The organism is Sphingomonas sp. GW821-FHT10C01, assembly GCF_059415525.1.
Genome location: NZ_JBWKNK010000002.1, coordinates 276,648 through 292,101, shown reverse-complemented (window position 1 = coordinate 292,101; position 15,454 = coordinate 276,648). Strand labels below are relative to the sequence as shown.

Below are 15,454 nucleotides of genomic sequence, written 5' to 3'. Positions count from 1 at the left end.
CGCCCGGTCAGGGCGCGATGGAGATCACCCCGATCCCGTCGCTCTCGGCAATCGCGGTGCCATAGGGCGCGGACAATTCGGCGATGCGCCGGATGATCACGCTCGCCTTGGCCCGCGACGCCCGGCGCGGCACCCCGCGCCGGCTCGAGGGCAAATCGGCGCCCAGATCGATCGGGTGTAGTTCGATCCTGCGCACCGCCCCTCCGGAAAAGCGGTTGACCGCGACGACGCTTTCCCAGGTCGCGGTGTCGCCGAAGCCCTTGGCCAGCAGCGCCGCGACCTGCTCATGCTCGGACAGATAGGCCGGGTTCAGGATGTCGCGCGGCAGCCCTTCGAGCAGGTCGAGCTGGAAGAAGTAGTTGCCGAGACCGTAGAAGACCGGCTTGCCCTTGTAGATCTCGATCCCGCGCAGCACGTGCGGCCCATGGCCGAGGACGATGTCGGCGCCGGCATCGATAGCGGCATGCGCCAGCACGGGCATGAAGTCGGCCTGTTCCTGATCGTTGAACCGCCCGGTCGCGCTCTCGTGCGCGTGGACGCTGAAGGCGACGAAGTCGGACGCCGCCCGCGCCTGCCGGATCGACGCCATCGTCTCCGCCAGGTCGACCGGGTTCATCTCGTAGCTGACGCCGGGCGTCTCGCTCGCCCTGAAGTTGACGCCGAAGATGTTGAGCTGGTCCGGTCGCCCACTCGGCGCGCTGGCGCGATCGGTGGTCCAGGTCACCACCGCGGGCGTGGCCTGCTCGCCATAGTCCGTGCGCAGCGCGTCGATCACGCCCTGCCCGACATGCACCGACGGCTTGACCCGCAGCGCCGCCACCCCCGGTCGCGCCCGTGCCTGCCCCAGCGGCGCACCCGCTTCGGACTGAATCGTGAAGGTCGTGGTCGTGGCGACCAGCGCGACCCGGCCCTTGCGCGACTGATGATAGCGGGGCGCACGCGCCTGAGCGCGGCTCTCCCCCGTCCCCGCGATCACCAGCCCCTGCCGCGCGAACAACCGGTCGGTCTCGCGCATCCCCTCAATGCCCCAGTCCACCGCATGGTTGTTGGCGCGCGCGATCAAGGAGAAGCCCTGTGCCTTGAGGTCGGCCGGGACATCGGGACTGCCCAGCGTGAACCCGCCTCCGGTCTGCGCGGCAGGATGGCCGTCGAAGGTGGTGAGATCGAAACAGGTCATCTCGCCATTGGCGAAGGCCACATCGGCCGCCTGCACCACTTCGGTGACCGCCAGAAAACCCTTGTCGTCGGTCGGCAATTGCGCGCGAACCTGCAACGTGTCGCCGACCGCGGCGAACGTGAAATCGTCATCGATGGTGGAACGCACGCTAAGCTCCCAGGCAGTGCGGGATGGACGCAAACGCGGGGCTATGCCGCCGGGGCGATACCCAGTTTCGCCGCGGCGCGCTTCGATGCCTCCAGCCGGGCGTTGGTCATGCCCTTGGTCAGCTCCCGATAGCGCGTGGCGACTTCGCGCGCGCGCTTCGGGTGCCCCGCATCGAACGGCGGCTGGGGATTATATTCATTGCCCAGCTGGATCAGCTTCGCCTGATCCTCGCCCCAGATATGCGCGATCAGCGTCAACGCGAAGTCGATCCCCGCCGTCACCCCGCCGCCGGTGACGCGATTGCGGTCCATCACCACCCGCTCGTCGACCGGCGTCGCGCCCAGCACCGGCAGGATGTGCATCGCGCTCCAGTGCGTCGCCGCCCTATATCCCTCCAGCAACCCCGCCGCGCCGAGCACCAACGCGCCGGTGCAGACCGATGTGATCCACTTCGCGCGCGGTGCCCGCTCGCGCAGGAAGGCCAGCATCTCAGCGTCCTCGATCATGCCGGTCGTCCCTGGCCCGCCGGGCAGGAAGATCATGTCGAGCTCGGGCGCATCCGCCAGCCGCATCTCGGGCAGCAGGCGATATTTGGAATCGGTCGTGATCGGGTCCAGCGACTTGCCCAGCACGATGGTTCGTGCGCCGCGCACGCGCGATAGGATGTCGAACGGCCCGACGAAATCGAGGTTCGTCATCATGTCGAACGCGATCATCCCGATGGTGAACGGCTTCTGCTCCACGGCCTTCTCCCCTTCCTTCGCGCTCAGCGGTGCGCCCATTGCAAGTGTCGCGGCAAGGCCGCTTGCGCCTGCGATCAGTGTCCGGCGATCCATTGCCAGCCTCCATGTCTCGATTTACGATACGTCGTCACGATATGCGACTCTATCGTGCATCAATCCAAGACCGCAGGAGCGTCAATGACCGCCATCAACCGCATTTCCGACGCCGTCATTCGCGCTGGCCACCGCCTGCCGCGCGTGGTGCAGAAGGACACGCCGTTCCTGCTCTATCGCCATGTCGGCAATGTCGTGCACGTCTCCGGGATGATCGCGCAGTTCGAGGGCGACAAGCCCTATCTCGGCCAGCTCGGCGCCCAGCTTGCGACCGAGCAGGGTGCGAAGGCGGCGGAACTCAGCGCGCTCAACATCCTCGCCTGGCTGGCGGAGGCGACCGGCGACGATGCGGACCGCGTCGATTGCTGCCTCGAGCTCAATGGCTTCGTCGCCTGCACGCCCGGCTTCACCGAGCAGAGCCAGGTCATCAGCGGCGCGTCAAACCTGATCGTCGCGGTGCTGGGTGAGCGCGGCCGCCACACCCGCACCTCGATCGGCGTCGCCGCCCTGCCCTTTGGCGTGGCGGTCGAGGCCAATGCAAAGTTCGTGCTGCGCGACTAACGCTCGGCGATCACCGCCCCGGCGTTCATGATGTTCCCCGGGTCGATCGTCCGCTTGACCGCGCGGAACAGGTCGAGCTCGGTCTCGCTCAGCGCCGCGGCGACGGCGGAGCGCATCCGCCGGCCCACGCCATGCTCCGCGCAGATCGATCCGCCATGCGCGAGTGCCACCGCCTCGATCACCGCTGACAATTCTTCGGCCGCTTCCGCGAACCGCTCGGGGTGATTCTTGCCGCGATGCACGGACAGGTGGATATTGCCGTCACCGACATGTCCGAAGGCGAGCGTCTCGCACCCCGGCAACACCTGCACCGCAAGGTTCGCGGCCTCGAGAAAGGCCGGAACTTGCCCCAGCGGCACCGCGACATCCACGCTGACCGACGGCTTTGCGCCGCGCTTGCCTTCGACCAGCGCCTCGCGGATGCGCCATAGCTGCTGGCGCTGCGCCTCGCTCTCGGCCAGCAGCCCGCCGACCGCCAGCCCCTGCTCCATGGCATGGCCAAGCGCATCCTCGACCGCATCGCGGATCGGAAGCCTGGCGGCGGCGGAAGCGAACTCGACCAGCACGAACCACGGATGATCGCCGGTATCGGGCACGCGAAGCGTCGGAACCGCTCGCGTCGCCCATTCGACACCGCGCCGCTGGATCAGCTCGAACGCGACCACCAGATCGCCGAGCGATGCACGCAGATCCTGGAGCAGCGCCAACGCCGATGCCGGGCTTTCGACTGCCAGCCAGGCGGTCTCGATCTGCCGCCAAGCCGGAGTCAGCCGCAACGCCGCGGCGGTAACGACACCCAACGACCCCTCGGCGCCGATGAACAGCTGCTTGAGGTCATAGCCCATATTGTTCTTGGCGACCGTGCGCAGCCCGTCCCAGATGCGCCCGTCGGGCAGCACGACCTCAAGGCCGAGGACGAGGTTGCGCATCACGCCGTAGCGCAGTGCGCGGACGCCGCCGGCATTGGTCGAGATCAGTCCGCCGATCGTTGCGCTTCCCTCCGAGCCGAGGCCGAGCGGGATCGAGAACCCCTGTTCGGCTACCGCCGCCTGGACATCGGCCAGGATGCACCCCGCCTCGGCGATCACCGCGGGAACATGCGGATCGATCCCCCGCACCGCATTGAGCCGCCGGGAAGATAGCAGCACCGCGCGCGCTTCCGGCCCAACGGCACATCCACCGACCAGCCCGGTGTTCCCCCCTTGCGGCACGATCGACATGTTGTTGGTGGTGGCATGCCGCACCAGCGCCGCCACTTCCTGTGGCGACGAAGGCCGAGCAACGGCAATCGCGTCACTCGGCCAATTGCCGGTCATGTCCTGAAGATGGGCGTCGCACGCGACGCGGTCATCGACGAACATGGCCGCACCCAGGATTTCCCTGAGCGCGGCCACGCTATCGTCAGTAGGTGAAGCGCAGGCCGGCACGATAATAGCGCCCCATACGATCATACATGCCCGCGATCGCGGTCACCGGGAACGGCGGTGCCTTGTCGGTCAGGTTGTTGACGTTGAAGTAGAACTGCAGCTTGCGGTTGCCGTCCTTGATCACGTCCACCTGTGCCGCGAGATCAAGGTAGAAGCGGCTGTCGACCCGGTTGTTGCCGATCGAGATCGGCGAGGCGGCATCGTAATATTGATCGCCCGGCCCGACCAGCGTCGCGTCGAACTTGCCGCCGCCGATATAGCGGCCCTGCAGGCTCACGTTCACCGGCTTGAGCGCCCAGGCGATCGACCCCGTCGCGGTCCAGCTCGGCGTGTTGGTCGCGCTGGTCTGCTGCCCGGCGGTAAATGCCGTGCCGCCGACAGATCCGGCGCGGTCGATCCGGCCGCCCAGCGACTGGATCACACCCGCCGCGTTGAAGCGCGGCGCAGCGCCGGTGCCGTCGTCAAAGATCAGATCCTTGACGTAGGTCGCCATGCCGCGAAGCGTCAGTTCGCTCTCACCGATCCGCGTACGGTAGGTGGCCGAGAAGTCGAACCCGCGTGTCCGAACTCCGGCGATGTTGAGCAGCTGCACCGACACCAGGTCGACCACGGTGGCGGAGCCCGTCCCGGTCCGGGTGACGAAGTTGCAGAAGAACGGCGTACCCGTCTCCGCGAAGCAATTGTCGAGGATCGACTGCGACGAGAAGCTCGAAATCGCGCCCTTGATATTGATGTCATAGTAATCGGCGGAGAAGGTGAAGCCCGGAATGAAGCGGGGCGTGAACACGCCGCCCACGGTCCAGGTATCCGCCCTTTCCGGCTTCAGCGTCGGACTCGGCTGGTTGAGCGTCGTGATCTGGGTCGTCACGCCGCTCCACGGGTTGCGCAACTGCGCGAGACCCGCAGTCGTCGCATAGAGTTCCGCATTGTTGGGCGCACGAATGTCACGCGACCGGGTGGCGCGAAGGCGCAGATCAGCGAAGGGCGCATAGATGCCGCCCAGCTTCCAGGTCGTGACGCCGCCCGAGGTCGAATAGTCGGTGTAGCGGATCGCGCCGTTCAGCTCGACATGATGGGCGAAGGGCATGTCACGCAGCAGCGGCGCAACCGCTTCCGCATAGACTTCCTTCACATCATAGCCACCCGAATAGGGCTTGGGGTTGCTGTAGTTGAAGCCGTTCGCCTGCGACAGCGCGTCGGAGATGGCCGCGGCCTCTTCCTTGCGCCACTCGCCGCCGAACGCCACCGCGAAAGCACCGCCGGGCAGCTTGAACAGCTCGCCCTGCATATTCAGCGCGGCGACCTGCTGCTTGGTCGTCACCTGGTAGAAGACGTCGCCGGTGACATAGTCGATCGCCGCCTTGCTCGGCGAACCCTGGCCGAACAGGTTGATCGGCACGCAGCCCGAAGCCGCCGAATTGAAGCGGTTAAGCACCTGCCCGGTCGAGGTCACCGTGCCGTTCGCCTGCGTCGCCGCGCAAACGATCTGACCACCGACATTCACCGCGTCGGTCGCGAAGCGGAAGTTGTTCTCGATCCGCAGGTTGGCGACATTCGCATTCAGGACGTTGCGGCCATATTGATAATAGCCGTCGATCTTCCAGCTGCCGCCCAGATCATAGTCGAAGCCCGCGACGAACCGCTCGGTCGTGTTCTCATTGGCGCGCGTGATCGGACCGAAGTCATTATACGGACGGCCCAGCGTGAACGACGAGATGTTGTTCGCGACCATGATGTCGCGGATCGACGAATGGAGGAAGGCGTTGTCGCGCAGGATCGTCGCGGCGGAACCCTGATCGCGAACCGGCGGTGAGTTGCCGTAACCGCCGCTGCGGCCGTAGCTCGCCTCGACGAACAGGTTCAGCTTGTCGGTCGCTTCATAGTCGATATGGCCGAAGGCGACCCGGCGCGTGGTCGGCACGATCAGCGTCCAGCCGTCCTGCGGATAAAGACCCTTGTTGCCGCCCGTGAAGTTGCTCGCGAGCGTGCTGCCGGTGCCATAGTCGGCGAAATTGCCGTAGTTGAACGCCGTCGGCGCGCCGTTCGGTCCGAACTGGATGCCGCGCAGCACGTCCGCGCCATTGCCGGCGTTGAGATCGGCGTTCACGCCGGTGATCAGGCCGCCATAGGCCATGTTGATGAACGAAACGCCCCGCTCATAGACGCGCGACGGCTTGCCCGCCGGGCGGGCACCGACATAGGAAACCAGTCCTGGCTGTTCAGCGAAGGCTTCGCGCGCGAACGGGTCGTTGACGCCCTTGGACTTCACATATTCGCCGCCGATCACGATGTGGCCACGGCCATCGGCGAACGGGGCGCCGAACGCCAGCGCGGCACGGGTCTCGCGCGCGTCTCCGCGATCGCTGATCCCCATCGAGAAGTCGCCCTTGATGCCTTCAAGCCGCTTGTTGAGCACGACGTTGACCACGCCCGAGACCGCGTCCGAACCATAGGTGGCCGACGCGCCGGCGGTGACGACATCGACGCGGTCGACCAGGATCTGCGGGATCAGGTTGAGGTCGACCTGGCCGGTCGCGGCCGACGGCACGAAGCGGCGGCCATCGACCAGCGTCAGGGTGCGGATGACGCCCAGTGCGCGAAGATCGGCCGAGAACTGGCCAGTGCCCAGCGTACCGGCGGTGTTGGTCTGCGGACCCTGCGTGTTGCGGAACGACGGCACTTCCACCAGGAACTCGCCAATGCTGGCCGCGCCGCGCGCTTCGATCGCCTCGGCGCCCAGCACCTTCATCGGCGTCGGCGCTTCGACGTCGCGCCGCGAGATGCGGCTGCCGGTCAGAACGATTTCCTGCTCCTGCGCCTCTTCAGCGACCGCCGGCTCGCTTGCCGGCGCGGTCTGGGCGCTGGCCGCAACCGGCACGCCGCAAATCGCTGTCGCGAGCAGCAGCGCCCGCACCTTCAGCTTCTTCTCCACTCCCTGTCCGTCCCTGAACCGCATCGGGCCACCCCTTTATTATGTGTGTTTGAACGTGTTCGAGGAAATTACTCCGAACTGAAACAGTGTCAATATACGCAACACCGTTACGCTATACGTGACAGAAAAAGTTGCGCAGAGAGCAACTGGCCGCCCGGCGAGGGATCGCCGGACGGCCAGTTCCAAGCCAGAAATGAAGCTTCAGCCCCGCCGATAAGGATCTGTGTACGCAGCAAGAATCCGGCCGCTGCAATCGCCGAAACCGATCCGGTATCCGTTGCCCTCGCACCAGCCGCGCAGATCGACCGTATCGCCATCCTCAAGAAATCTGCGTTCAGCCCCATCGCCCAGACGAATCGGCTGCTTCCCGCCCCAGCTGAGCTCGAGCAAGCTGCCGTAAGTGCCCGCATCCGGGCCGGAAATCGTCCCGGTGCCGAGCAGATCGCCCACATCCATGCGGCATCCCGCCGTCGTATGATGCGCCAGCTGCTGTGCGGCGGAATAGTACATTTCGCGGTAGCCCGTCCGGCTGATCACCGTTTCCGTGCCGCCTTCCGCGGTCAGCCCGACCTCCAGCTTGATGTCGAAGAGCATCGGCCCCGGCTCATCGAGATAAGGCAGCAGCGTCTTCTCGCGCGCCGGCCCTTCGACGCGGAACGGCTCGAGCGCTGCGCTGGTGACGATCCACGCCCCGATCGTGGTCGCCGTCGCCTTGCCCTGGAAGGGCCCCAGCGGCTGATACTCCCACGCCTGGATGTCGCGTGCCGACCAATCGTTGAGCAGCACATAGCCAAAGATCATCGCATCGGCTTCGGAAACAGTCACCGGATCCACCGATCCGGCCCCGACCACCGCGCCCAACTCCAGCTCGATGTCGAACCGAGCCGAGGGCGCGAAGCGTGGCGCCGCGTCGTCCGGCGCCTTCACCTGCCCCCAGGGCCGGCGCACCTCGGTGCCCGAAACGACGACCGACGAGGCGCGGCCGTTATAGCCGATCGGGATATGCAGCCAGTTGGGCGGCAGCGCATTCTCCGGCCCGCGGAACATGGTCCCGACATTGAACGCATGCTGCCGGCTCGCGTAGAAATCGGTATAGCCCGCGACGCGGAACGGCAGGTGCATCCGTGCGTCCGCCAGCGATACCAGGTGCGGCTCCACCGCCTCGCGCTGCGCCGATCCTTCCGCGAGCAGGCCGGTCAATGCCTCGCGCAGCGCCCGCCACACCGCCGGCCCCGCCGCCATCACCGCATTCCACACCGGTTCGGCGAATAGAGGCTCATCGGCCAGCCTGAGCACACCCGCGGCTTCCAGCGCAGCCATATCGACGATGCGGTCTCCGATCGCGACGCCACAGCGTCGCGAGGTCTCCACTGTGCTGAACACGCCGCACGGCAGATTGTTGAGGGGAAACGGGCAAGCGGGTGCATTCGCGCTATCCACCCAGGATCGCAACAGGGGCATATCGGCCTTTCAGCAGGAAGATTAGGGGAGTGGCGTCACGCCGGATCGATCGTGCCGTCGAACTTCTTGTCCAGCCCGTCCCAGCAATCGGCATAATCGTCCTGCATCGGCGCCACGTCGGCCGCCCAGCGGGTCAGATGCTGCGGGAAGCGCGTCTCGAACATGAAGCTCATCGTGCGGTCGAGCTTCTCGGGCCTGAGCTCGGCGGCGCTCGCCTTCTCGAACGCGTTGCGGTCCGGTCCGTGCGGCAGCATGCAATTGTGCAGGCTCATCGCGCCGGGCGCGAAGCCGTCAGGCTTGGCGTCATAGGCGCCATAGATATTGCCCATCAGCTCGCTCATCACATTCTTGTGATACCAAGGCGGGCGGAAGCTGTGCTCGGCGACCAGCCAGCGCTCGCGGAACAGCACGAAGTCGATATTCGCGGTCCCCGGCATCTCCGACCGCGCGGTCAACACCGTGAAGATCGACGGATCGGGATGGTCGAACAGGATCGCCCCGATCGGGCTGTAGGTCGACAGGTCGTATTTGTACGGCGCGTAATTGCCGTGCCACGCAACCACATCGAGCGGGCTGTGACCGATCGTGCTGCGGTGGAACTGCCCGCACCATTTGAGGGTGATGGTCGAGAGCGCCTCGCGATCCTCGAACGCCGCCACCGGGGTCTTGAAGTCGCGCGGATTGGCCATGCAGTTCGCACCGATCGGGCCGCGCTCGGGCAGGTCGAACGGTTGGCCGTAATTCTCGCAGACGAAGCCGCGGCAGGGCCCCTCGATCACCTCGACGCGATAGAGTAGGCCACGGGGTAGCACGGCGATCTCGCCGGGGGCGATGTCGATCACGCCGAGTTCTGTGCAGAAACGCAGCTTCCCTTCCTGCGGCACGACCAGCAGTTCGCCGTCGGCCGAGTAGAAATAGGAATCCACCATCGATTCGGTGACGAGATAGACATGGCTCGCCATGCCGGTCTGGGTGTTGACGTCGCCCGCCGTGGTCACGGTGCGCATGCCCGTGATCCAGGTCAGCGCCTCCTGCGCATGCGGCACCGGATCCCAGCGATACTGGCCGAGGCTCGTCACATCGGGAAGCACGTTCGGCGCCGACTTCCAATGCGGCACGTCGATCGCCTGGAACCGGCCGACATGGCGGACGCTGGGACGGATGCGATAGCACCAGCTGCGCTCATTCTGACCGCGCGGCGCGGTGAACGCCGTTCCCGACAATTGCTCGGCATAGAGGCCATAGGGGCAACGCTGCGGCGAATTCTGCCCCTGCGGCAGCGCGCCGGGCAGCGCCTCGGTCTCGAAGTCGTTGCCGAAGCCGGGCATATAGCCCACCGCCCGCATGTTGTGCGACGCCATGCCACTCTCCATGATTAGTTGCATATGCAACAATTAGTTCTTGCAATAGATGCGAATGCAACGATAAGCAAGCACCCATGAGCGCCAGACCGCCTTCCGGGAAGCCCTTCGATCTCGACCGGTTCCTCCCCTATCTGCTCAACCAGGCGGGGGAACGGACGGGCAAGAAGTTCGAGCCGGCCTATCGCGAGGCACATGGTTTCAGCCGCACGCAATGGCGCATCCTCGCGCATCTCGGCAGCTACGGCGAACTGACCGCCGCGACCGTTTCTCGCCGCTCGAATACCGAAAAGTCCAAGGTCAGCCGCGCCGTGGCGGCGCTCGAGGACGGCGGATGGCTCGAACGCGTCGCCGCCGACGATCGCCGCGCGGAATTGCTGCGCCTGACCGAAGCCGGCCGCGCCCTGTTCGACGGGCTTGCCGAACAGGCCGTTGCGTTCGATCGCGCACTGCGCAAGAGCCTCGGCGCCGAACAGGCGCAGGCGCTGGAAACAATGCTCAGGCAATTGGCGGCTGAGGAATAAGCGGCATCAGTCCGCGACGGGAGGAAGAGACGCATGCGCTATGACGTGGTGATCGTGGGGGCCGGACATGGCGGCGCGCAGGCGGCGATCGCGCTGCGCCAGGCCAAGTTCGAAGGGAGCATCGCGGTCATCGGCGACGAGCCGGAACTGCCCTATGAGCGCCCGCCGCTGTCGAAGGACTATTTCTCGGGCGAGAAGGCGTTCGAACGCATCCTGATCCGCCCCGCCGCCTTCTGGGAAGAGCGCAAGGTCGACATGCTGCTGGGTCGCCGCGTCGCCAGCGTCGATCCCGAGGGGCATAGCGTCACCACTGAAGACGGCGCGACGATCGGCTATGGCCATCTGATCTGGGCGGCGGGCGGATCGCCCCGACGGCTCGGCTGTGGTGGCGGCGATGCCACGGGCGTCCACACCGTCCGCACCCGCGCCGACGCCGACCGCATGGTCGCCGAACTGCCCGACGTGACCCAGGCGGTCGTGATCGGCGGCGGCTATATCGGGCTGGAGGCGGCGGCGGTGCTCGCCAAGGCGGGCAAGAAGGTCGTGCTGCTCGAAGCGCTCGACCGGGTGCTGGCGCGCGTCGCGGGCGAGCCGCTGTCGCGCTTCTTCGAGGGCGAGCATCGCGCGCATGGCGTCGATGTCCGGCTGGGGGTCGCGGTCGATTGCATCGAGACCATGGACGGCAAGGCCAACGGCGTGCGCCTGAAGGACGGCAGCGTCATCCCGGCGGAAATGGTGATCGTCGGCATCGGCATCATCCCAGCCGTCCAGCCGCTGATCGATGCGGGGGCCGAGGGCGGCAACGGCGTCGCGGTGGACGGGCATTGCCGCACCTCGCTGCCCGATGTCTTCGCGATCGGCGACTGCGCGCTCCACGCCAATCACTATGCCGACGACATGCCGGTGCGGCTGGAATCGGTCCAGAACGCCAACGATCAGGCGACCGTCGCGGCCAAGACCATCGCGGGCGTCGAAGCGCATTACGACGCGGTGCCATGGTTCTGGTCGAACCAGTATGACTTGAAGCTCCAGACCGTCGGCCTTTCGACCGGCCACGATACCAGCGTGGTGCGCGGCGATCCGGCGACGCGCAGCTTTTCGGTCATCTACCTCAAGGACGGCCACGTCATCGCGCTCGACTGCGTCAACGCGACCAAGGACTATGTCCAGGGCCGCAAGCTGGTGGTCGAGCGGCTGGCGATCGATCCGGCGAAACTCGCCGACGCCGCGACCCCGCTCAAGGAACTGGCGGCGTAGGGCCGATAGACATCCGGGTTTCCGGCCTGGGCGCCCTTCCTTCCGCCGTCACCCCGGCCCTGTACCGGGGTCCACCGGGAGGCAGGCGCTGGAAATGAGGCGCTGGTTCAGTCCGCGAGGCTGAGTGGACCCCGGCACAAGGCCGGGGTGACGAAGGCCCTAACCGACCCCGCTGCCGTAGCGCTCGCGGTAGGCCCCCGGCGTCACGCCATGACGCTGCAGAAAGGCGCGGCGCAGATTCTGGCTTGATCCAAAGCCGGTAATCCGAGCCACGTCCTTGATCGATCGGTCGCTGTTCGCGAGCGCCTCGGCCGCGGCGCGCAGCCGCATCGCCTCGACCGTGCGCACGGGCGTGTCCCCCACCGCCTGCCGGAACAATCGGCCGAAGGTGCGCACGCTCATCCCCACCTGATCGGCCAGTCGCGCGACCGACAGGTCACGGGAAAGATTGTCGGCGATCCAGGCGAGCAAATTGGAAAAGGCCGGGTCCGACGCGGACTGCGCGGCCAGCACATGGCTGAGCTGATCCTGCGCGCCGGGCCGCCGCATGAACACCACCAACGTCCGCGCCACCGCCATCGCGATGCGGTGGCCGAGATCACGCTCGATCAGCGCCAGAGCCAGGTCGATCCCCGCCGTCACCCCTGCCGAGGTCCAGACGCCGCGATCCTCGACGAACACCGGCCCGCGTTCGACCGTCACGCCGGGATGTTCACGCTGGAGCGTGTCGAGCGCCGCCCAATGGGTCGTCGCGCGCCGCCCGTCGAGCAACCCCGCGCGCGCCAGGATCACCGCGCCGGTGCACACGGAGCAGATACGCTGATAGGCCGGCCCGTGCGCGCGCAGCCAGGGCACGAGCGTCGCTAGCTCGCCTTCGGGCAGCACCGCGCCGCTGCCCGCCACGATCAACGTATCGGTATCCGCCGCGAACGCATCGTCGAGCAGGATCGTCTCGACCCGCACCCCGCCCACCGCCGTGATCGTTCCGCCGCGAAGCGATGCCAGCTCGATCCGGTAGCGCCCGCCCCCGGCCATCGCGTTGGCGATCACCAGCGCCTCCATCGGCGCGAACAGGTCGATCAGCGCGACATCGTCGAACGCGACGAAGGTAATCGCCCGCGCCGCCCCGCAGATACCGTCCTGTTCCATCGCGTCCTCGCTCGATCCGTCCCCATCATCATCCCCGATTCCCCGTCGGGAAAGTCCCTGGCGCTCCGATGGCGCGGCCTGACCGCCAATTGGCGCGAATCCATCCCTGATGGCGATGGCGGACGCGGCGCCCGCCCCGGATAATCGCGGCCAGGGACGGAGATGACGGCGAGGCCCGGGATGGAGACCCGCCGCACGTCCCGGATCGGGGAGGAAGAATGAACAGGATCAACGCACGCCGGCTGCTCATTGCCGGACTCGGCATGGCCGGAACCTATGCGCTGGCGGCCGGAATCGGCACGGCGCGAGCTCAGACCGTGTCCGCGCCAGCAGCCGAGGATAGCGACGAGATCATCGTCACCGCCAACCGCCGTGCCGAGCGGCTGAGCGACGTTCCGGCCAGCGTCGCCGGCTATGACAGCGAGAAGCTGGACGAACAGGGCATTCGCGATGTCGGCGACATCATCGCCCAGACGCCGGGCCTGTCGCTGATCCCGCAGAGCAGTTTCCAGCCGCCCAACATCGCGGTGCGCGGTATCCAGTCGGTGGTCGGCGCCGCCACCACCGGCATCTATATCGACGACACGCCGGTTCAGACGCGCAACACCAACGCCAGCGAGGCGGGGGCGCCGCTCCCCGCCATCTTCGACCTCGAACGCGTCGAGGTGCTGCGCGGACCGCAGGGCACGCTGTTCGGCGCCGGATCCATGGGCGGCACGATCCGCTTCATCACCCCGGTTCCGGACGTGTCGAAGACCAGCATCTATGCCCGTGGCGAGCTGGCGGCGACCGAGCATGGCGGCATGTCGTACGAGGCCGGGGCCGCGGTCGGCTTTCCGCTGATCGAGGGGGTCGCGGGCCTCCGGCTCAGCGGTTCCTGGCGCCGCGACGGCGGCTATGTCGATCGGGTCGACGACGCGAGCGGCGCGGTGGTCGAGGCGGATTCCAATCGCACGACGTCAAAGACCTTCAAGGCGATCCTGAACCTCGACCTGAACGGCGTGCGCATCGTCCCGTCGTTGAACTTCCAGGACACGCATCTGCACGACCGCGAGCAATATTATCCGCGCCTGTCGCGGCCCGACGACGGCGTGTTGCGCAGCGGTCGCCGCCTCGCCCAGCCGATGCGCGACCGCTTCTACCTGCCCGCGCTGAAGGTCGAGGCGGAGATCGGGTCGCTCACCGCCACCTCGGTCACCTCCTACCTCGTGCGCCGCGCGCGCAGCGACATCGATTTCAGCACGCTGGACTTCGGTCTCTACCGCCTGTTCAGCGGGCAGCTGCCGATCCCGCAGCAGCTCCCCGCCGCCTTCACCGGCGCGGTCAGCCGCACGCGCAGCCGCCAGGACAATTTCACGCAGGAGATCCGCCTGCAATCCGATAGCGGCGGCACGATCAGCTGGCTGATCGGCGGCTTTTACCAGCGCAACAAACAAGGGTTCGCCGCGCGGATCGAGGATCCCTACTACGCCAGTTTCTTCGCCGGCTTCTTCGGTTCGCCCGCGATCGACGGAAATGTGCGTTACACCACCGACGGCGTTTATCGCGAGGAGCAGCTGGCCGGCTTTGCCAATGTCGACCTGCGCCTGGGCGCCTTCACCCTGACGACAGGCGGCCGCATCGCCGACACGCGCTTCTCGTTCCGCGAGGATCTCGACGGGCCGTTCAACCGTGGGCCGAAGACCTCATCGGGATCGCAGCAGGACACGCCGATCACCCCGCGCGTCAGCCTGTCGTGGAAACCGGAGGGCGGGCCGTTGCTCTATCTCAGCGCGGCCAAGGGCTTCCGCATCGGCGGCGCCAATCAGGGGACTCAATCGACGCCGCTGTGCAACGCCGGGCTGGCGCAGCTCGGCCTGTCGAGCGCACCGACCCAGTATAATTCGGACTCGCTATGGAGCTATGAAGCGGGGGCGAAAGCGCGGCTCGGCAAGCTGCGCTTCGAGGTCAGCGCCTATCATGTCGATTGGACCGACATCCAAAGCTATATCCAGCTTACCGGATGCGCGTCGGGCTTCATCGCCAATCTCGGCGCGGCGAAGAGCGACGGGTTCGACCTCAACGTCTCGGCCGCCCCCCTGCCCGGCCTCTCGCTCAACGCCGCGGTCGGCTATAACCGCACGCGCTACAAGCAATCGATCGTCACCAACGGTATCTATCTCGCCGAAAAGGGCGCGGTGGTCAGCGACGTGCCGCCGTGGAAGGTGACGCTGACCGGTGAATATGCCGCGTCGATCGGGTCCAACGAGGGCTATGTCCGCCTGATCCACGAATATCGCAGCCGCAACAACGGCCGTTTCGCGCGCTTCGACAACCCCCAGGCGTCGGGCTACGATCCGACGCTGCGCGAGAATGACGGGTTCGGGGAGACGAGCGTCCGGCTCGGCTATCGCGGCAAGGCGGTCGACGCGTCGCTGTTCGTCAACAATCTGTTCGACACGCGGCCCCAGCTCAACCTGGTCCGCAACTCGCTGCCGACCGACACCAATTACTATGCGCAGACGATCCGCCCGCGCACCTTCGGACTGACGCTCACCTATCGCCAATAAGCTTATGGTCGCTCGTGCGCCGATGGGAGCCACCCCGGCGCGCGAGCGGCCACCCAGCCCCTAGCCAGAGAGT

The 15,454-nt window shown here is 66.6% G+C and carries 11 protein-coding genes; 4 read left to right on the top strand and 7 right to left on the bottom strand.

The features are described from left to right. Nucleotides 1-7 precede the first annotated feature (7 nt). Nucleotides 8-1,324, bottom strand: a complete 1,317-nt coding sequence (locus tag AC07M1_RS13450) for a CapA family protein (RefSeq protein ID WP_495163126.1) — start codon at nt 1,322-1,324, stop codon at nt 8-10. A gap of 41 nt (nt 1,325-1,365) precedes the next feature. Next, nucleotides 1,366-2,160 carry a DJ-1/PfpI family protein gene (locus AC07M1_RS13445; protein WP_495163125.1) on the bottom strand — a complete coding sequence of 265 codons (795 nt, stop codon included), beginning with the start codon at nt 2,158-2,160 and terminating at the stop codon, nt 1,366-1,368. Nucleotides 2,161-2,244: 84 nt separating this feature from the next. Here AC07M1_RS13445 and AC07M1_RS13440 point away from each other — a divergent pair, with 84 nt between their 5' ends. Further along, nucleotides 2,245-2,721 (top strand): RidA family protein, encoded by a 477-nt coding sequence (locus AC07M1_RS13440; RefSeq protein WP_495163124.1) that lies wholly within the window; start codon nt 2,245-2,247, stop codon nt 2,719-2,721. Here AC07M1_RS13440 and AC07M1_RS13435 read toward each other — a convergent pair. From AC07M1_RS13435 to hmgA, 4 genes are all read right to left on the bottom strand, one after another. After that, nucleotides 2,718-4,115, bottom strand: a complete 1,398-nt coding sequence (locus AC07M1_RS13435; RefSeq protein WP_495163123.1) for an FAD-binding oxidoreductase — start codon at nt 4,113-4,115, stop codon at nt 2,718-2,720. The genes AC07M1_RS13440 and AC07M1_RS13435 overlap by 4 nt on opposite strands. Nucleotides 4,116-4,122: 7 nt before the next feature. Continuing rightward, nucleotides 4,123-7,104 carry a TonB-dependent receptor plug domain-containing protein gene (locus tag AC07M1_RS13430; RefSeq protein ID WP_495163122.1) on the bottom strand — a complete coding sequence of 994 codons (2,982 nt, stop codon included), beginning with the start codon at nt 7,102-7,104 and terminating at the stop codon, nt 4,123-4,125. A gap of 177 nt (nt 7,105-7,281) precedes the next feature. Next, nucleotides 7,282-8,541 (bottom strand): fumarylacetoacetase, encoded by a 1,260-nt coding sequence (gene fahA, locus AC07M1_RS13425; protein WP_495163121.1) that lies wholly within the window; start codon nt 8,539-8,541, stop codon nt 7,282-7,284. Nucleotides 8,542-8,576: 35 nt separating this feature from the next. Then, a complete protein-coding gene (hmgA, locus tag AC07M1_RS13420; RefSeq protein WP_495163120.1) occupies nt 8,577-9,902 on the bottom strand; it encodes a homogentisate 1,2-dioxygenase in 1,326 nt (441 codons plus the stop codon). A 77-nt stretch (nt 9,903-9,979) separates the two neighbouring features. On the opposite strand from hmgA, the gene AC07M1_RS13415 reads away from it, so the two are divergent. Beyond that, nucleotides 9,980-10,426, top strand: a complete 447-nt coding sequence (locus tag AC07M1_RS13415) for a MarR family winged helix-turn-helix transcriptional regulator (protein WP_495163119.1) — start codon at nt 9,980-9,982, stop codon at nt 10,424-10,426. 33 nt (nt 10,427-10,459) lie between these two features. After that, the gene (locus tag AC07M1_RS13410; RefSeq protein ID WP_495163118.1) at nt 10,460-11,683 is read left to right on the top strand and encodes an NAD(P)/FAD-dependent oxidoreductase; all 1,224 of its coding nucleotides are present in this window, start codon (nt 10,460-10,462) and stop codon (nt 11,681-11,683) included. Nucleotides 11,684-11,842: 159 nt separating this feature from the next. Here the strand turns inward: AC07M1_RS13410 and AC07M1_RS13405 are convergent, their stop codons facing one another. Then, on the bottom strand, nt 11,843-12,832 hold the full coding sequence (locus AC07M1_RS13405) for a GlxA family transcriptional regulator (protein WP_495163117.1): 990 nt from the start codon (nt 12,830-12,832) through the stop codon (nt 11,843-11,845). Between the two features lie 218 nt (nt 12,833-13,050). Between AC07M1_RS13405 and AC07M1_RS13400 the strand changes: the two genes are divergently transcribed. Further along, a complete protein-coding gene (locus AC07M1_RS13400) occupies nt 13,051-15,381 on the top strand; it encodes a TonB-dependent receptor (RefSeq protein WP_495163116.1) in 2,331 nt (776 codons plus the stop codon). Nucleotides 15,382-15,454: the final 73 nt, after the last annotated feature.